This window comes from Stenotrophomonas sp. PUT21 (genome assembly GCF_052232875.1).
GTDB lineage: Bacteria > Pseudomonadota > Gammaproteobacteria > Xanthomonadales > Xanthomonadaceae > Stenotrophomonas > Stenotrophomonas maltophilia_N.
The window spans coordinates 4,087,644-4,106,573 of sequence record NZ_CP197645.1 but is presented as its reverse complement, the minus strand read 5'-3'; the positions used below and the strand labels follow the sequence as shown (position 1 = coordinate 4,106,573).

Annotated in this window: 7 protein-coding genes; 1 reads left to right on the top strand and 6 read right to left on the bottom strand. The window is 66.3% G+C overall.

Annotated features, from left to right (window positions below; translation table 11 throughout):
- The 4 genes from ACTT2I_RS18330 to ACTT2I_RS18315 form a co-directional block, all read right to left on the bottom strand.
- A complete protein-coding gene (locus tag ACTT2I_RS18330; RefSeq protein WP_421100044.1) occupies positions 1-11,835 on the bottom strand; it encodes a hemagglutinin repeat-containing protein in 11,835 nt (3,944 codons plus the stop codon).
- 37 nt (positions 11,836-11,872) lie between these two features.
- Positions 11,873-13,576: a ShlB/FhaC/HecB family hemolysin secretion/activation protein gene (locus ACTT2I_RS18325; RefSeq protein ID WP_421100043.1), complete on the bottom strand. Its 1,704-nt coding sequence runs from the start codon at positions 13,574-13,576 to the stop codon at positions 11,873-11,875.
- A 609-nt stretch (positions 13,577-14,185) separates the two neighbouring features.
- Positions 14,186-14,563 carry an EF-hand domain-containing protein gene (locus tag ACTT2I_RS18320; protein WP_293979398.1) on the bottom strand — a complete coding sequence of 126 codons (378 nt, stop codon included), beginning with the start codon at positions 14,561-14,563 and terminating at the stop codon, positions 14,186-14,188.
- 3 nt (positions 14,564-14,566) lie between these two features.
- Positions 14,567-15,769: a DesA family fatty acid desaturase gene (locus tag ACTT2I_RS18315; RefSeq protein WP_019184105.1), complete on the bottom strand. Its 1,203-nt coding sequence runs from the start codon at positions 15,767-15,769 to the stop codon at positions 14,567-14,569.
- Positions 15,770-15,919: 150 nt separating this feature from the next.
- Here ACTT2I_RS18315 and ACTT2I_RS18310 point away from each other — a divergent pair, with 150 nt between their 5' ends.
- On the top strand, positions 15,920-16,750 hold the full coding sequence (locus ACTT2I_RS18310) for an ABC transporter ATP-binding protein (protein ID WP_421100042.1): 831 nt from the start codon (positions 15,920-15,922) through the stop codon (positions 16,748-16,750).
- A gap of 2 nt (positions 16,751-16,752) precedes the next feature.
- Here ACTT2I_RS18310 and ACTT2I_RS18305 read toward each other — a convergent pair whose 3' ends face one another.
- Both ACTT2I_RS18305 and ACTT2I_RS18300 read right to left on the bottom strand, forming a co-directional pair.
- A complete protein-coding gene (locus tag ACTT2I_RS18305; protein WP_421588918.1) occupies positions 16,753-17,961 on the bottom strand; it encodes a DUF4785 domain-containing protein in 1,209 nt (402 codons plus the stop codon).
- An 11-nt stretch (positions 17,962-17,972) separates the two neighbouring features.
- Complete coding sequence (locus ACTT2I_RS18300) at positions 17,973-18,854, bottom strand: hypothetical protein (protein WP_421100040.1); 882 nt, start codon at positions 18,852-18,854, stop codon at positions 17,973-17,975.
- Positions 18,855-18,930 lie beyond the last annotated feature (76 nt).

Sequence of the window (18,930 nt, the reverse complement as noted above, 5' to 3'; positions counted from 1 at the left end):
TCATTTCCATCGACTAAGCGTGACCATAACCAATTCACCGGAAGTCTTGTTTACGCCAGCTACTGCGATCTTCAACGTTCCGTTCGCCATGGCGGTGCGCACCGCGTTCGATGTGGCCCCCGGGCCCATTCTACTCAAAACGTCCAGAATCCAAGCATCTGACAACTGAACGCCTGCGTTGCTGGATCCAAGTTGAATGGATCCATTGTATATCTGCTTCGAGTCAATGATGACAGTCGTGATGCCCTCCGGATCCTGCAAAACATGGTCGAACCCATTGTTGCTCCCGACCTTTGTGCCAGGAAGCGATACAAGGCCCTCGCGCTTCGCAACAAGCTCCACTAGCTCCTCTGTCAGGACACCGCTTTGATCCCCATGGTCAATGATCTTCTTGACCAGGGCCTGCTCGGCGGCGTCTGTAACAGAGAGGGCGCATCCGTTATCGCAGACTTTTGTCCGGCTCAAGAAACCCTTGTCCGTGGGCACCTGCGCTGGGGACGAGAGAGCTTCTGCAATAGTATTCTGCGCGACGCGACTTTCAGCAGCCTCTTCTGCTGCTTTCGCTGCGGACTTAGCAGCATCGTCACCAAACTTCTTGGTCAGAATCTCCGCGAGATCTTCGGCCTTTGCGGCCGCCGAGGTCCCAGCCGTGAAGCCTGCGCCAATGGAGGCGCCGCCCAGTGCATCGCCTGCCGCCACATCAGCGGCGAATGCGTACGCGTTCTGGCAAGCGCCCGGCGATCTCATACAGATTCCACGAATCGTGGCAATTACTTCCGGTGCCAGAAGCACGCCGCCAACCAGAACACCGGCAGCCGTCCCGATGCCGCCCCGCTGGGTTGTATGCGCGTTGTACTCATCGATGGTCATGTCGCCGTTCAGCATCTGGCGCATCATGTGCATCTGTTCGCAATCGTTCATTCCATCGCAAGGGAAGGAATCTCGATCATTCGTGTAGCGCCTCAGCTGCGAAAGAGCATACTCAACTGCCTTGTCATCCTTCGAATCGCTGGCAACCAACAGCATGGACGACGCGAAGCTCGCGAGCAGCTGCGGATTCTTTGTCATCAGGCCTTTGTAGATATCCTGGTTCTCAAAAGCCGTTTGCGATGCCGCAAACAGGCTCTCACCTGGCCGATTTACCCCCGCGCCGGTTCGGATCGCGCCCTCGATGAGGAACACATAGGCGTCCGCATCCGATTTCACCCCCACCTTGTCGAACAGATCGCTCCATTCCTTGTCCACCGTTCGTGCTGCCTCGGCAAACAGGCGCTTCTCCGCTTCCTGCACTGAGCACCCGCAGATCTCCGCATAGGCAATCGCGTTGTCCTTGATCCACTGCACTTCGTTCGGATGGAGCTGGCGGTTGAACTGCTCTCCAGCCAGTGCAGTCGCTGATCCGGTTTCGCCGCCAACAAGCGCCCCGATCGCGGCGCTGACGAGCTCGCGGACCCATGCCGATTCCGAGTCCGTAAGAGGCCGTCCCAGCTCGGCTGCACCTGCCCCCAAGGCTCCGGAGAGCAGGTCGCCATTTCCGGCGCCCGCGACCACAAGGCCAGTCACTGCATGCAGGATTGACTTGGCCGTTCCACCATCCTTCCAGAGGTCATACTGGCCCTGGTTGGAGGCAATGACTTCGTTTGCCTGCCGCAACAGCTCGCTCGCGGCGGCACGGTCCGCTTCCGTAGCGCCTTCGCTTTTCAGCACGCGCTCTGCAGCTGCTGCACTCACCTGGGCGTCGCGATACTTGCTCGTCATTTCTTCTGCAAGATCGCCCGCCGCGCGGAACGCCACTTCCTTCGCGATTTGCGCCGCGATCAGGTCGCGCTGCACTTTCTCCGCATCAAACTTGTTCGCAAGACCTTCCTGCTGCAGATCCGTGGCAGTGCGATCCAAGCCTGTCAGAGCAGAGGTATCGCCATTTCGCACCACGACCGTACCGGCAGAAATGTCGCTGCGGGTCACACTGCTAGCCGAGTCACCCGTTGGAACACCCAGGCTCGGACCGGGAATCGGACCACTCCAACGCGTTTCGTTCGGTGCGCCCGCATTCGCGCCTCCATTGCTCTGATCACCAATCGACCCGCTGAATCCGACCGAGCCGCCAAAGCTCCCGCCGCTGTAGTTGGCTTGGTTGGAAAGATCCGTCACCCCCAGACTCTCGGTAGAAAGTAGGTTCTTCGACGGGTCAGCAGTGCTGGCAATGACCGCGCCATCCAGCTGCGTGTGGTTGCCCACATTGATCTGGTAGCCGCCCGCACCCGCCGCGATACCGGTCTGCTGGGTGGTGCTGTTGTAGTTGTTGTGGATGTCGGTCTGGCCGTAGCTGACGCTGCCGCTGCTGGCGCCGAAGCACAGCGGCGGAATGCACAGCGAGACGCCGAAGCCGCCGTTCTGATCCTTCTGGTCGTAGTACTGGCGGTCCTGGCTGCTGGTCAGCGTGAGGTCGCGACCGATGTCGGCCAGCACGCTGTCGCCCATGGCCTGGGCACCCTGCAGGGTGGTGTCGCGGCCGCTGGTCAATGACAGCTGGTTGCCCGCCTCCACCTGGGTGGCCTGGTGGGTGGTGCCGTTGCCCTGCATCCGACCCTGCGCGGCAGACGCAGCCAGTTCGATGGTGAAGCCATTCTGCGAGCCGCCCAGGCCGAAGCCCACGCCAACGCTGCCGCTGCCGCTCTTGCTGGTGCCGTCCTGCTGGTTGCTGCTCTGGCTGGACAGGAAGTTGATATCGCGGGCGGCATCGAAGCTGGCGTTGTTGCCGGCGCTGATCTGCGCGCCGCGCAGGGTGATGTCGCCGTTCGCTGCGTAGCCATCCGCACCAGTAGTGCCGTCGCCGGTGGCAACGACGGTGACGTTGCGCCCGGCCGATACCGTGCTGCCCTGTTCGATGGACTGGTGCAGGGTGCTGCTGCTGGAGGCGCTGCTGCTGCCCACGCTGGCGGTGACCTTCACCGCTGCGCCGGTGCCCTGCATGGCGTCCTTGGCGGCGTAGCCGGCCTGCGCCGCATAGAGCGCCGCCAGGCGGTCGTCGCCGGCTTGAGAGGCGCGCTGCGCCGACTCGGCCGCCTGCGCGGCCTGCACGCCATACCCGGACAGGGCAATGGTGCCGCCGGCCTGGTTCACGCGGTGGCGCTCGGCCTGGGTGAGGGTATCGGTAGCAGCGTCAAGGATGACATTGCGGCCGACCAGGGTCACGTCATTGCCTGCGGCGATATCCGCACCGCGCGCGACCAGGTCTTCCTTGGCGACCAGGCTGATGTCGCCCTTGTTGCTGCTCAGGCTGGTGCGGACGCTGTTCTGGTCAGTCTGCCGACCGTTGACGTCATGGTATTCATTGCGCACGCCGGTACTGCCGGTGTAACCGTCGCCACCGAGATCACCAATCTGCTTGCTGCGCTGGGTTTCCTGCCAGGTCCGGGTGATCTCACCCGGCAGCAGTTCGATGCCGCCCTTCTGGGCCAGCACGTTGAGTGCGTTCTCGGCGGCAACCTGCGCGCCCTGCAGGGTGATGTCGCCTTCGCGGCTGACGAGGTTGATCTTGTCGGCGTTGATGGAGCTGCCGGTCTGGCCGATCACTTGCTGGGTGCTGCTGCCGTCGCTGTTGCCGCTGTTGTACGGCGACATGCGCACGCCGCTGCTGTTCGGCCCGCCCTGGATGTGGCGGAACATGTCGCCCAGCGAGATGGAGCTGGCACCGTACTGCTTGGTGCTGGACGAGCCGCTCTGCTCGCTGTTCTGGGTGTCGATGCTGGTGAGCAGCATCACGTGGCGCTGGGCATCGAGGGTGGCGGTGCCGCCGGCGGCGATGGAGCTGCCGGCCACGGTGATGTCGCCTTCGGTGGCACGGATGCTGACGTTGCCAGCGGCGTTGAGGCTGCTGCCGCGCTGGGTGGTAGTGTCCACCGCAACGCTGCCCTGGCTCTTGCTGCTGCCATAGCCGACGTTGATGCCGGGCAGGGTCAGCGAGGCCGCGCCCAGTTCCTTGATGTAGCCACCGGCCTTGTCCGCGGTGCTGCCGGAGCCATTGCTGACCTGCTGCAGGTTGCGGATGGTGTCGATGGGTGTGCCGGTGAGCGTGGCGGACACGCCACTGCTGCGGCTGCTCTGGCTTGCCCGGTAGTGCTCGGTTTCCTCGGCTGGATTGATGGTGACGTTCTTGCCCTGGATGGCGATGTTGCCGCCCAAGCCCAGCACGTCGTCGGCCGCACGGCCGGCCAGCACGTCGCTGCCACTGAGGGTGAGGTCGCCACCCGCGATCATGCTGACATTGCCTTCCAGGCTGCCAATCATGCTGCCGGAACGCGTGGTCTGCTCCAGCGAGGTGGACGTGCTGCCCTTCTGGCTGCCGGCGGTGATGCCGATGCCACCGAAGCCGCTGGCACCGCCGCCGCCGAACAGGCCCGACTTCTTCCTGCTCTGGTCGAACGATTCGCTGTGCTGCTCGGTAGCCGCTTCCACGGTGATGTTGCGGTTTGCCGCCAGCAACACATCGCCAGTGGCGCCGATCTGCACGCCGGTGGCGCTGATGTCGCGGCCTGCAGCGATCTGCACGCCGTCGCCGCTGAGCGTCGTCCCCACCGCGTATGTATCCGAAGAGGTCTCGCGGGTGGTGGTGGTGGTGCTGGAGAAGGTCTTCTTCTTCTTTCTCCAGGTGTCCTGCTCGAAGGTGTGTTCCTCGTCGGCGGTAGCCAGCACCACGTCACGACCGGCGGACACGGCAACGGTGCCACCCTCGCTATACACACCCGCAGAGGTGAGCGTGGCGTCCTGGCCTGCGACCAGCGCGATATCGCCACCCGCCTTGATCGTGCTGCCGTGGACGGTCTGGTCCAGCGTCTGCGTCTGCTGGGAATAGCGCTTGCGACGGATGTCGGTCGAGCTGGTGTCGGTGGTGGTGACCTCGCCCACGTTGAGGTCACGCCCGGCCACCACGGCGAGCGCGTTGCCGGCGGTCAGGTTGGCCGCGTTGAGGTTGACGTCCTGGCCGGCCTGCAGCGCCATGCTGCCGCCCGCTTCCAGACCGCTGGTCTGAAGGGTCTGGCGTGTGCTCTCGGTGTTCTTGTAGCGGCTGGTCTGCTCGGTGCTGAGCACGTTGAGGTTGATGTCGTTGCCAGCCACCGCGCTCAGACCGTTGCCGGCCTTCACTTGCACCGCGGTAAGGGTGAGGTTGTTGCCGGCCTGCAGGCCCAGGCTGCCACCCACATCCAGCGTGGTGCGGTTGAACAGCTCGCCGTTGGCGCCGCTCTGCTGAGTGGTGAGGTTGAGATCGCGCCCGGCCTGCAGTGCGGCATTGCCCTTGGCGCTGGTCTGAGCGCCCACCAGCGACAGGTCACGGCCGGCGACCAGCTCCAGGCCACCCGTGGATTCGATGCGTGCCACGCCGAGGCTGGCCACGCTCTGCAGGTCGCGGCCGGCGACCAGGCTGATGCTGCCGCCCTGGATCAGGCCATCCTTGTTGATGATGTCTTCAACCGCAGACACCCGTAGGCTGCCGCCGGAGGTCATCGCGCCACGGTCGTTCAGCAGGCTGCCGGCGTCGACTGACAGCCGATAATCCGCCGTGATCATGCCTTGGTTGTTCACGTTGTTGGCGCGGATGTCCACGCTCTCGCCGGCAATCGCCGCGCCGCCCAGCTGCAGGCGGTCGGCGGTGGCCTGGCTCAGGTACACCACCGGCACCAGCACCTGCTGGCCGCCGACGTTCTGGGCCACCATCCAGACGATGTCTTCGTCCAGCGCGGCCATCTGCTCGGCCGACAGTGCGATGCCGACGGTGAGCTGCAGGCGGCCGGCTTCGGACACGCCGCCGTCCATCATGGCGCGGTACTGGTCCATGCCGTTATCGAGGTCGGCATCGAGGTACTTGCGGCCGGTCAGGCCGGTGATCTGTTCCAGCACCAGGCGCTGTTCGTAGAAGTCATCGCCGAGGCGCTTCAAGCGCTGGTCCGGGTTGAGGTTGAGCTTGGCGAACATGTAGTCCGAGCCCAGCCACTGGCCGTAATTGGCGAAGCGCGGATCGGTTTCCACCAGCCAACGCTGGTTGCCCGGGTTCACGGTGTACAGGCCGCTGTCCGGCGCCAGCAGGCCCGGCAACGGATTCTGCGCGGTGCCCACCACCTGCGGCGGCTTGACCACGCCGCTGGTGCCCGGTGCTGGTGCGCCGACGTTCGGGCCCTGGCCGTTGCCGCCGACCGTGCCGATGGCCGGGCCGGTGGCAATGCCGGTCACCGGGTCCGGTGCGCCGGCGTTGCCGGTGGCCGCACCGGCCTGGCTGCCGTTGCCGAGGGTCGGAACATACGCGCCCACGCCGTTCCAGCCGCCGATGTCGGCTGGCCCGCCGCCGCTGCCCGCGTTGACCACCGTGTTGTTGACGTCGCGGGCTTCAATGACGACGTTGCGGCCGGCGGTGATGCTGGCGTTGCCGCCGGGCACGGCCACTTCCTTGGTGACGGTCGTGGTGCTCAATACACCATTGGCCCACCGTGGCTCTTCGTGGCAGGTCAGGCCGGCACGGCAGGTCTGGTACTCCACTTCATATTCGGAGACGCGCTGGATGGTCTTGGTGGCGGTGAGGGCGACGTTGTTGACCACGCCCGCCCAATCGGCCGGATTGTCGCTGTTGGACGAACCGCGACCATTGATGGTCAGGTTGGTGCCGGCGGCAATGGACGAGTAGATGTTGTCCACGCTGCCGCCGCTGATCAGCATGTCGCGGCCGGACAGGAACTGGCCGGCCGCAGTGAAGGCAGTGATGCGCGTGCCCTGCAGTACGGTATCTGTGTTGGTGACGCCGTGGTCACGCCAGATGAAACAGGGCGATTGTGAATTGCCACAGTACCGCTGGTAGATTTCATACGGCGTGCCACCACCGTCGAACCGGCCGGCATCCGGATCCCCTGCCTGATCCGCCGCGGTATACGTCTTCTGCTCGTACTGCAGCACACGCCGCTCATTTCGCACGCCCAGCGCCAGCAGCACGAGGTCGCGTTCGGCCTGGATGCGGCCCGAGCGGTTCACGATCTGCTGCGCGTTGCCACCCCAGCGGCCACCGATGCGGATGTCGCCGATGCTGTACAACTCGCCGTCGAGGTTGTTGAAGACGTCGGCGTTGATGGCCAACGTACCGGTGGTGGCAAGCAGGCCCTCGTTGTAGTCGCGCACGGGCACGGTGCTGCCCAGTTCGCGACCGTTGGTGACAGTGCCGGCGCTCAGCGTGACCTGGTCACCCATCACCGTGCCGGTGTTGGTGAACCAGCTGCTGCTGGTCTGCACACGGTCCCCGTCGATGCGGCCGGCATTGTTGATGCCCTGGCTGGCGGTCAGCGACGCGCTTGCGGTACCGGCACTGTTGCCGGCGCTGATGGTGCCCCCCGCGGTGTTGTCGATCTGCGCGGCATTGAGCTCCAGGGTGCCGCTGGTCTCGATGCGGCCCTGGTTGGTCAGCGTGCCCGCAACGTTCAGCGCCAGGCGCCCGTTGCTCTGCAGCTGCTGTGCGTTCTGGTGCAGGTAGTCCCCGGCCAGGTGCAGTTCCAGGTCGGCGCCGCCGAACAGGCGGCCATTGTTGCCCTGGAAGGTCTGCAGCTGTGCCCACAACTGCTGGTAGGCACTGATTTCGCCATTGCCGTTGTTCAGCGCCCCAAGGTACAGGTTGCTGCTGCGGGTAATCAGGCGGCCCCCGATGTTGTCCAGGCTGGCGGCGCGCAGGGTCAACAGATTGCCTGCGGAGAGCTCGCCCGCACCGTTGAGGACGGTGGCCGATGCGTTGTCCAAGGTCAGGTCGGCGCCGGCGTGGACGCGCCCGCTGCGGTTGTCCAGCTGGGTGGTCTGCAGGGTGGCGCTCTGGCCCGCGACCAGCTTGCCGTGCTGGTTGTTGACGGTGGCGGCGCTGAGCGCGATGTTGCCTTGGGTGCTGCCGAGCACACCATCGCTATTGTCGAGCGCACCGCCGGTGGTGACGGTCAGCGTGTTGCTGCCATCCACCACCAGGCGACCGCTGCGGTTGTCCACCGCACCCGCCGTGATGCCGGCCGCTGCATAGGCTTCGATGCTGCCGCTCTGGTTGTCGAGCACGCCCTCGGCGTCCAGCCGCAGTTGACCGCCGGCATACAGCAGACCGCCGCCATTGCGCAGGTCGCCGTTGATGTCCAGCGTCAGATTCTGCTTGGCATACAGGTTGCCGCCCTGGTTGCCCAGGCTGGCCGTGATGACGCTTGCATTGCCCTCGGCACCGATCAGGCCGGTGCGGTTGTCCACGCTGGCCGCCTGGATCTGCAGGGTGCCTGCCTGACGCTGGGCCAGCGTGCCGGCCACGTTCTGGAGGGCTTCGGTGGCGCGCAGCTGCAGGTTGCCGACGGCATCGATGCGGCCGCCGCTGTTGTCGATCTGGCGCGCGCGGATGTCGGCGCCGCGGCCGGCACTGATCTGGCTGCCGGTGGTATTGGTCAAGTCGCCGGAGACATCGACCAACACGGCGCCGTTGCCGACAATCAGGCCGCCGTTGGTGTTGCCCAGCGCGCCAGCGCGCACGGTCGCGGTGCCGGTGCCGGCGTGCTCGATGCGCCCGCCGTTGTTGAGGAGGGTCGCCACCTCCAAGGTCAGGTCAGTTGCGTTGGCGGCAATGCGGCCACCGTCATTGCGCAGCGCACCGCTGAAGGCGAGCGTCAATGCGTCGTTGCCGGTCTGGATCAGCTCGCCGGCGCGGTTGTCCAGCGCTGCGGCCAGGATGCCAAGGCGCGCTGCCTGCAACGAGCCGCCCTGGTTGATCAGTTCGCCGGTGGTTTCCAACTGCAGCGTGCCGGTAGCGACCAGGGTGCCGTTGCTGTTGTCCAGCGTGCCGCCGGTGGCGCGTGCCACCAGCTCGCCACCGGACCACACCAGGCCATTGCGCAGGTCCAAGCCACTGCCTTGCAGCGCCACGCGCTGGCCGGCGTGCACTTTGCCAGATTGCAACAGCAGGGTGTTCGCGGTCAGGCTGACCTGGCCGGTGCTGCCCAAGACGCCATTTGCCGCAAGGCCGCCCACGATCTGGCCGCTGTTTTCGACGGTGTCGCCACTGACGGTGACGTTGCCGCTGGCCAGCAGTCGGCCACGGTTCTCAACCGCAGCGGACTGCAGGGTGACAGCGGCGGCCTGCATGCTGCCGGTGTTGCGCAGGACGGTGCCCGCATCCGCGCTGATCCCACCGGTAGCGTATACATCGCCGTCGCTGGTAAGTGCTTGGCCGGCATGCAGGGTGATGTCCGCGCTGCTGTCCAGGTTGCCCGCCAACTGCAGGTCACGCTGGGCGCGCAGGGTCACGCCGGTGGCAGCGTAGGCTTTGCCACGCTGGCGCAACGTGCCGCCCGCCTCGGCGCTGAGCTGGCCAGCGGCAATGGTCTTGCCGGTCAGGGCCAGATCACCGGTGGTGGTCAGGCGCACGTCGGACTGCTCGCTGCCGAGATCGCCGCTGCTGTCCAGCGAGGCAGCCTGCACGTCCAGCGTCTGCACGGACACCAGACTGCCCTGGTTGGTCAGCACGTCGTTGGCCACCAAGTCGGCACGTCCTGCACTGTAGACAGCGCCGCTGTTGTCGATGCGTGCGGCACGCAGTTCCAGCGCGCGCCGTGCGTAAAGGTTGCCAGCGTTGCTGGCGGCCTGCAGCACGTCGATGTCGAGCAGGTCCGCGCTGGAAATGTCGCCGTTGGCGAGATTTTCCAGCGCCTGCGCACGCAGCGTGACCGCTGCGTCGCTGGCAATGATGCCGGCATTGCGCAGCGTGCCGCTGCTGTCCAGGCGCAGGTCACGGGTGCTGTAGACGGTACCGGTGTTGTCCAGGGTGCCCGCGCTGAGCGTCATGCGCTCGGTGGCGTGCAGACGCCCGGCGTTATCCAGCTGACCGGTGGTGGTGGCCGTCAGCTGGCGACCCAGCGCCAGGCCATCCCGAGTCTGGGTGAGGGTGCGCGCATCGAGTTGGAGCTGCTGCGCTGCTTCCAGCCGCTGCCGGTTGGCGATGGTGTCCGCACGGATGCGCAGGTCGCCGTCGCTGATGATCTCGCCAGCGTTGTCCAGCTGCGCGGCACGCAGGTTGATCGTCTGGCCGGCGCGCAGACGCGCGGCGGCCGCGTTGTCGATGCGGCGCGAGGCGTCGATGTCCAGCGTGCCGGAGGCCAGCACGAGGCCGCGGTTGTCGAGTGCACCCACGGTCAGGCGGGTGTCACTGGCGGCCGTGGTGCCGGTGTTGGTCAGGCGGTCTGCCCGGGCGGTCAATGCGCGCTCTGCGATGAGCTGGCCGGCGTTGGCGAGCTCACCGGTAACATCCAGGGTGACGTCGGTGCCGGCGGAAAGCTCGGCCGATGCGGCCTGCTGCAGCTCCCCGGCGGTGACGGTCAAGGTCTGCGCGGCGCCGATCAGCCCGCTGTTGTCGATCCGACCACTGACCGCCAGCGTGGCGTCCCGTTGGCCGTAGAGCTGTCCCCGGTTGGCCAGGCTGCCGGCCTCGATGCGGGTGCCGGTGCTGCCAATCACCACGCCGGCGTTGTCGATGTGGCCGTTCGCCTGCAACTGCAGCGCGCCCTGCGCCGCCAGTCGCGCGCCCTGCTGCTGCACGATGCTGGCGGCACGCGCCTGCAACTGGTTTGCGGCAATCACCTGCCCGGTATTTTGCAGCTGCTGACCCGCGCGCAGGTCGATGTCGCCGCGACTTTCGGCCTGCCCGGCCAGTCGCAGGTTGCCATCGGCAGCCAGTTGCAGGCGCCCGGCAAGGAGGTTGCCCGAGGCGTCCAGGGTCTGCGATGCGCGGGCATCGAGCACGCCTGCCGCGTTTGCGGTCCCCGCAAGCTGTACGTCGCGACCGCTCAGCCGCATGTCCGCACCGGCCTGCGTCGCGCCCGTGGCGGCGAGGGTGCCAGCGCTGTCGACGATGATGTTGCCTGCCGCCGCCGTGCGACCGGTCAGCTGCACGTCACCCGCGCTGGTGAGGACGAAGTCGCCGCCCGTGGCGACCAGTGCGCCCGCACTGCGCACGCCGACGCCGGCCTCGGTTCCCACCAGGCGGATCTTGCCGGCATACATGCCGCCCAGCGCGGCAACGTCCAGGCCGAAGCCCTGTGCCGCTCCGTCGCCCTGGATCGCGCGCGTGGCAAGGCTGTCGTAGTCGATGTGGTTGGCACCCACCACCACGTTGGCGTCCTTGGCCCACAGGCCGGCGTTGATTTCCACGGCGCGCGCAAGCAGGTCGATACGCTGCAGGTTGTCTGCATCCAGCCCCGCGCCTTCGATGCGGATGCTGCCGCGGCCAACCTGGAACGCCGACAGGCTCCCGTCGCCGCCGAACAGCGGCGTGCCGGTGGTAAGCACGCCACGGGTGGTGTTGATGAAGCCGCAGCCGTCGCAGGTGATGCCGTTCGGATTGGCGATGATCACCTGCGCGGCCGCGCCGGCCACTTCCACGTGGCCCTGCAGCAACGAACGATTGCTGGAAGTGACTTCGTTGAGGATCAGCCGCGCCGCTTGCCCAGGCTGCAGGTTGGCGTTGCCCTGGATATAGCCGGCCAGCTGGGTCTGTGTGGTGGTCGCGCTGTTGTTGAGTACCTGTCCCTGCCGCCCCACGTTGTACTGCTCGTACTGGTTGTGCGAGACACCGGCGGCGTTCGGCGCGGCGATCTGGACCACCGGGACGCCGTTGGCCGCCTGCTCCTGCCGTGCCTGGCTGCCGGCCTGCGGCTGCACCTGTGCGAACGAGCTGAAGGGCCCGCCGAAAACAACGGTCACTACGGCGGCCAGCAGGCCGATCCGCCAGCGGGAGCTGGAGATGGGACGGGCAACAGTGCGACGGACGTCAACGAGGCGGGTCTTCATGACAGGTCATCCATGTGTAAGGCGAGGTACTTCGTTTTCAGAACTGTGTTGCGAGCCGGAACCCGACTACCCGCGCATCGCTCTGCGCGCGGATCGCACGGGGCGCTTCCAGCGGAAAACCAACAAAGACATCCCAGTCCAGGCTGAGCGCCTGGCCTCGGGCGCCTACGTGGGCACCGACCATGTCGCCACCGGCGATTCCCTGCACCGCATTGCTGGCGATATGGCCCACATCCACGCCGACGTAAGGCGAGAAGCGGCGGTGCAGGCTGAAGTTGAGACTGTTGCGCCAGTAGCCACCGGTCGCACCGCCCAGCATCACTTCGCCGTCGAAGCCGTTGACGGTGTAGCGGCCACCAATGCTGATGAACTCAGCGCCGTACAGCGGGTCGGAGGTCCACTGATAGCGCAGCGCGCTGTTCCAATAGATTGGGCGGGGGCCCTGCAGCACCGGAGCGCCGACACCGATATCCAGCGTGGTGATGCGGTAACGGAAGGTGGGGGCTTCGTCATCGCGTCCTGGGCCATCGTCATCGCCGCCCAGCCACGGCAGGCCACGTCGGTGGGCCAGGCGCAGATCTGCCTGCAGGCTGCCCACGTACTGACGATGCAGCAGGGCCAGTTCCGCCGAGGTGGTCCTGCGGCGCTGGCCTCGCAGTTCAACGCCTTCGACGAAGCTACGCGAGTGGCGCTGGGCAAGGCGCAGCTCCATGGCGGTGCGATAACTCTGGCCGCGCGTGAGCAGGCGTTCCACCGTGAGATCCAGGCTGCGCGAACGGCCGGTGCTGCTGAAGTCGTCGTTGTTGCCGCGAATGATCTGCGCATAACGCGAGCCGTACGTGCTGGTCGAGAAACGCCAGTTGCCCAGCGGCGCGCTCCAGGATGCGTTGTAACCATGCGTGCCCTTGCCGTGCTCGGCGCTGCCATCGCTGTTGATGCCCATGCTCAACAGGTCGTTGATGCCCAGCAGGTTGTCGGCCCATACGGTGGTACCGGCCTGTTGCTTGCCGGTACCTTCACTACCACCATCGTCCAGCGACAATGCACTGCGCCAGCGCCGCGCGGCCTTCAGAGTAATCACCACGTCCGACTCGCCAGGCTGCGCGCCTGGCACCAGTTCCATCTCCACATCCTGCGATGGCACCCGCTTGAGCTGCTCAAGGCCCTGCTCCAGCGCGCGCAGGTTAAGCACATCGCCAGCGCGCACCGGGAAGGCACTTTTCCACATGGCATCGCGAGGAGGGCCATCGGCGAAACGGATCTGACGGATGGTGCCCGCTACCAGTTGCAGGCGCAGGGTGCCTACGCCCAGATTCTGCTCGGGCAGGCCGATGCGGGTGGTGACATAGCCCTTGGCCAGGATCAGGTCCGATGCTCTGCGCACCATCAGCGCGATGCCCTCCTGGCCAATGCAGCGTCCCTGGTACTTGTCCAGATAGCGTTGGACAAAGGCAAACCGGTCGCGATGCGCTCCATCGAGCACGATGGCATCGATGCGGAAGCAGGGCGATTCGTCGGGCAGGTCCGTGGAACGGTAGTTGGCGGCTGGTGCGGCAGGGCCTGCAACTTCAGGAATCGCTTGCCGTTCGGCGCGCTCACGCGCTTCGCGCTCGGCACGGTCGCGCAGTTCCTGCTGATCGGCCAGCGTGGGCTGTCCCGCCTGCGCCAACGCCGCAACGGGAGCCGTCAGACCCACAACCAAAATGAAGAACAACGCACCCAGGCGCCGTGGCGATGACACTGTAATTGCATCCATTCAATCAGACCATCCAACCGAAGCCCCGTTCATGGGCACCTTCGCGGGTGTACTGCACGACATCCATGTCCTTTCCGCCGTCTTTTCCACGGCCTACAGGTCAAGCGTGCAACGCACCTCGCTCAACTACCATGTCAACGGGACTGTGATGTTTCAGCAGTCTGCGCACGCGGTGCCATCGATGGACCGCCGTTTCAGTGCTGCCCCCTGTACCAGGCTGCCATCGCCATTCAAGCCACTGGACGTCGGCAAGCATGAAGGTGTAGCCCCATGCCTGAGCGTTGCCTGTCAATGTGCGAGAACTACGAAGTCAAACTGCAACCCGCTCTTGCCTTGCCTGTGTTGCCTTCCATTGCCTGCGTGCATCTCCATGTACCTTGGCATAGCCCCGGAACACATATCCTTTCCCAACAGCGTGCTGAAGCACCAGGTTGGAGGCGATGGGGAACGCTTCGCGTTCGTCTGCCAATGGGCGCAACCTACCAAAAGTTAATGAAATGTAAAGCACAGGTTCGTTCAGCGGAGTGGCAGAAATGAGATCGGTGTCACATTCTGGACCGTATTTACAACGTCACGGCGGCAATTCAGTTCAGCTCACCGCGGCGGCGCAGCCAACTCGCGCGCACTCAAATACCCGTCGCCATTGGCATCCTGTTTGTGGAACCGCTGGATCAGCGTCTGCCGCTGCTGCTCCCGCGTGATCGGCGGACCTTTGCCACCGGGCAGCTCATCGGCGCTGAGCACGCCATCGCCGTTGCGGTCCATGCGATCGAAGGCGTACAGCAGCCACTGCACGTATTCCTCCACGCTGACCCGGCCGTCGCCGTCGGTGTCCATGCGCTGCAGGTAACTGCCCGTATCCGTGACCTGCGCCTGTGCCGTCGCACCCAGCACGCCAACGGCCAGGCCCAGACACGCAAAACGCCGCACAAGGCGGCGTTTCGCGGAGACGTTCCCGGTCGGGAAGCACATCGATCAGTGCGCCGTCAGTGCGTAGCCCTTCAGGCGCGCGGCGTAGTTCTGCAGCGCGGCGATGCCACTAGCCTCGGCTTCGTGGCACCAGGCCTGCAGCAACTTCAAGCGCTCGGCGGCGTCATTGCCGCGCGCTTCCAGCAGGGCCGCCAGGCGGGCACGGTGCTCCACCAGCACGCGGATGCGCGGGCGCTGTTCGACCCACGTGCTGAGCTGGGCGCGGCAATCCGGCTTGAGCCAGCGGCCGTCGTTGACCAGGCCACGGCGCATGCGGCGCGGCAGCAGCTTGCGCAGCTTGGCGCCCGCCATCGCGGCTTCTTCGCGCAGGGCCGGCACGAACACATTGCGCTGGTAATCGGTCATTGCCTGGAAGCGGTGCGACAACAGGGCCTTGAGGGTTTCAGCATCCGGCACGGCGATGTTCGGGCGCACGTCCATGCTCGGCGCGACACGCAGCACCTTGGCCAGGCGCAGGGCCTGCAGGCCGCGGATCACGGCCCAGCCGATATCGAACTCCCAGCGGCGCATCGAGAAGCGCGCCGAGCTCGGAAAGGCATGGTGATTGTTGTGCAGTTCTTCACCGCCCACCCAGAACGCCCACGGCGTCAGGTTGGTGGAGGTATCGGCAGATTCGAAGTTGCGGTAGCCCCACCAGTGGCCCAGGCCATTGATGACGCCGGCCGCCCAGAACGGGATCCAGGCCATCTGGATCGCCCACAGGGCCACGCCGGGCAGGCCGAACAGCACGCTGTTGATGACCAGCAGCGCGACCGGGCCAAGGTTGGCATGCGGGGTATACAGGTGACGCTCGATCCAGTCATCCGGCGCGCCGCGGCCGTACTGCTCGATATCCGCGCGCATCGCGCGGGCCTCGCGGTACAGCTCCACGCCCCGCCAGAACACCATGCCAATGCCCTTGGTCACCGGGCTGTGCGGGTCCTCATCGGTTTCCACCTTGGCGTGGTGCTTGCGATGGATCGCCACCCACTCCTTGGTGATCATCGAGGTGGTCAGCCAGGTCCAGAAACGGAAGAAGTGCGCGATGACCGGGTGGAAATCCACGCCCCGGTGCGCCTGGCTGCGGTGCAGGTACAGCGTGACGGCGAAGATGGTCAGCTGGGTGAACACCAGCAGCACCAGCGCCATGCCCCACCAGCCGAGGCCGACGACACCGCCGGTCAGGAAGTTGAGGAGCGTATCGAGCATCGCAGGACTCCGGGCCGCAGTCGGCCAGCAAGGAAACGGGTACACCTTGGGACATCATGGGGCCTGACGTTGCAAAGTTCATCCCTTCGATGCCATTTTTGCGCAGTCATTCAGTTCTTCCCTTACCTTCGTGAGCATGCCCCCGCATTCATGACAGTCGCAGCCTCGCCGGTGGTGCCGGCCTCCTCCGTCCCCCTGATCGAGCTCGACCGCGCCTGTGTCATCCGCGGCCAGGTCCGGGTCCTGCACGATCTCAGCCTGCGCATCGAACAGGGCCAGCACACCGCCCTGCTCGGCCCCAATGGCTGCGGCAAGTCGTCCTTCATCAAGCTCATCACCCGCGAGCTGTACCCGCTGGCGCACGGCGATGGCACGGTGGCGGTGCGCGTGCTCGGCCAGAACCGCTGGCAGGTGGACCGGCTGCGCTCGCAGCTGGGTATCGTCACCGGGGACCTGAGCAGCAACCTCTCAGAGATGCCCGGGCTGACCGTGGAAGAGGCGGTGCTGACCGGCTTCTTCGCCAGCTTCGTGGTGCCGGCCTTCCGCGAAGTGACCCCGGAGATGCGCGAACGCGCGCGGGAGACCCTGGCCATGACCGGCGCCCTGCCCCTGCTGCAGCGTGGCTATGCCGAGCTGTCGGCCGGCGAGACCCGGCGCGTGCTGATCGCCCGGGCACTGGTGAACCGGCCACAGGCCCTGCTGCTGGATGAACCCTCCACCGGGCTGGACCTGATCGCCCGCGAGCAGCTGATCGCCACCATGCGCGAGCTCGCCCGCCAGGGCATCACCCTGGTGCTGGTGACCCACCACATCGAGGAAATCATCCCCGAGATCGAGCGGGTGGTGATGCTGCGCGGTGGCAAGATCCTCGCCGATGGCTCACGCGCGGAACTGCTGCGCGATGGACCGTTGTCCGAGCTGTTTGGCGGCCCGATCCGGGTGGTGGATCAGGCCGGCCGGTTGAGCGCGTTCGCGGGGTGAACTCAGAACCTCACCGCCACCGCACGTGATTCGATCGGGGCCATCCGGCTCTGGTCCTGCAGCTGCAGATCACGCACCTCGAACGGGGCGGCATAGCCGCTCGGCAACGCCACGCTGGCGAACGGCAGGCGGAGCTCACCCGCCCCTGCCGTCGCGAACCACGCCGCACTGTGTGCCTGCGCCACTGGCCGCAGCGTCCCGTCGGGGCCGGTGGCATACAGCGTGCCACGCGCCTCATAGCGGCCCGGCGCACCGATCTGCAGCGGCAGGCGGACCTCGCGGCGGCTGGCATCCGCCTCGACCTGGCCTTGGAAGCGCGCCGTCGCCTGCGCCACCGCGAACGCCACCTTGGCATCGCGCTGCACACCGTCGGCACTGACGAAGGCCTGCAGTTCCCACAACCCCTGCGCCGTGCCGATGTCCTGCGGCACCGTCACCTGTGCACGCAGACCGTCTTTGGCGGCGACCAGCGGTACCGGCCAGCTGCGGCCATCGGGTGCCACCAGCAGGGCCTCGCCCACGGCCGGCAGCGGCAGCGGCCGCGCACGGGCGGCCTGCGCCGCTGCCAAGCCACCGTCGTTGACCAGACGCGCGCTCAGCGCCAGCGTGCCACCGGCCAGCACCCGGTCGCTGCTCGCCTGCAGTTGCAGCGCGATCGGGCTGTTGGGCTCGAGTACCTGCACTACGTAGCGGCCTTGAGCCTGCGTGCTCTGCAGCCGATAGCTGCCGGCCGCGGAGGTGGTGCCCGTGCGGACCATCGCCGTGCCCGGGCCGACCGCCATCCCCGCCGCGCGCAGTTGCTGGTCATCGACCACCTTGTTCACCGCCAGCGCGCCGGAAGGATCACGCACCTGCCATTGGCGGCTATCCAACGCACGGGCGCCCTGCACGGGGCTGACCTGGATCACCGCATCGGGCGCGGTCAGCGGCAACGCCAGGCCCTGTTGCAGCGCCGGTGCATCCACCATCTCCCAGTAGCTGCGGCTGCTGGCCATGAAGGTCGGTGCGGGGGTCAGTGCCTGGGCTGGATCCAGCGCCCAGGCAAAGCTCAACGGCGCCTGCTCCACCGGCCCGGCCGGCAAGGGCGCACGCTCCACCGCGCGTAGGACCTGGTCGCTGGCGCGGGCGGCCAGCAGCGGTTGTGCCGCCTGCAGTGGCAGCGCTGCCAGCGCGGCGAACAGGGCCGCCGCGATCGTCGTCTTTCGCATCATCGGGGGGCTCCTCACAGGGTCAGGTCGTTGCGCAGGATCGTGCCCAAGCCGAAGCACTCGCGCCGGCTCTGGTTGTGGCTGAGCGGCTCGGCGCCCTGGGTACGCTGCTTGTCGGTGAACCAGGTGGTGCCGGCCGCCTTCTGGCTGCTGCACTCCAGGAAGCCGTCCGAGCAGCTGCTCAACCAGTTCTGGGTGAACTCCAGGCCCACGTTCTGCGCATAGCCACCGCAGTAACTGTTGCTGTCCCACACCGCAGATTCCACATCCGAGCCGACCACCGCGCGGAACGGCCTGGGCAATGCGGGGCGGCCGGCCGTGCCGTACAGGTTCTGCGCGTTGTAGGTGGCCATGTGGCCCACCTGCTGCTGGCGAACGGCATCGCTCTTGTAGCCCAGCAGCCAGCCCACCGAGGTTTCGAACACGTTGCCGTTGAGCACCGCGTCGGCCAGGGGTGTACCGGCCGAGGACGGCGCCAGTGCGGTGACCTTGCTGACCGTCTGGATGATCTTCGGGTAACGGCTGTCATAGGTGGGGTTGGAGAGGATCCAGCGCACCACGTTGCCGCCGTTGGAATGGGTGATCACCACCAGCCTGGTGATGCCGCGGTTGTTGATGAAGCTGGTCAGCTGCCCGGCCAGGCAGCCGGCCGCCTCGGGCTTCCACATGTACTGCTCGAAATCGCAGTTGATGACGGTGTAGTTGCTGCTGTTGGGCAGCCCGAGGCGCACCGTATCGATGATGCCCGGCTGCCAGTAGTCCGCGCGCGCATCGGTCTGTTTGCCGGTGCCGTGCACGAACGCCACCCCCACTACATCGGCCGCGTGCACCGTGCCGCACGCCAGCATCAGAGCCAGGGCGAGACCGCCCCCCCACCTTCCCGCGTCGCTTCGCATCCGCTGTCTCCTTGCAGGTGATCCCCCTGATGACCGGCGCTGCCGCGTTGCCATGGGGTGCATGTCTCCATGGAGA

Excerpts from the sequence above, each read along its gene's own strand:
- ACTT2I_RS18300 (WP_421100040.1), bottom strand. The coding sequence starts at position 18,854 with ATGCGAAGCGACGCGGGAAGGTGGGGGGGCGGTCTCGCCCTGGCTCTG.
- ACTT2I_RS18330 (WP_421100044.1), bottom strand. The coding sequence starts at position 11,835 with ATGAAGACCCGCCTCGTTGACGTCCGTCGCACTGTTGCCCGTCCCATC.
- ACTT2I_RS18305 (WP_421588918.1), bottom strand. The coding sequence starts at position 17,961 with ATGATGCGAAAGACGACGATCGCGGCGGCCCTGTTCGCCGCGCTGGCA.
- ACTT2I_RS18310 (WP_421100042.1), top strand. The coding sequence starts at position 15,920 with ATGACAGTCGCAGCCTCGCCGGTGGTGCCGGCCTCCTCCGTCCCCCTG.
- ACTT2I_RS18315 (WP_019184105.1), bottom strand. The coding sequence starts at position 15,769 with ATGCTCGATACGCTCCTCAACTTCCTGACCGGCGGTGTCGTCGGCCTC.
- ACTT2I_RS18320 (WP_293979398.1), bottom strand. The coding sequence starts at position 14,563 with ATGTGCTTCCCGACCGGGAACGTCTCCGCGAAACGCCGCCTTGTGCGG.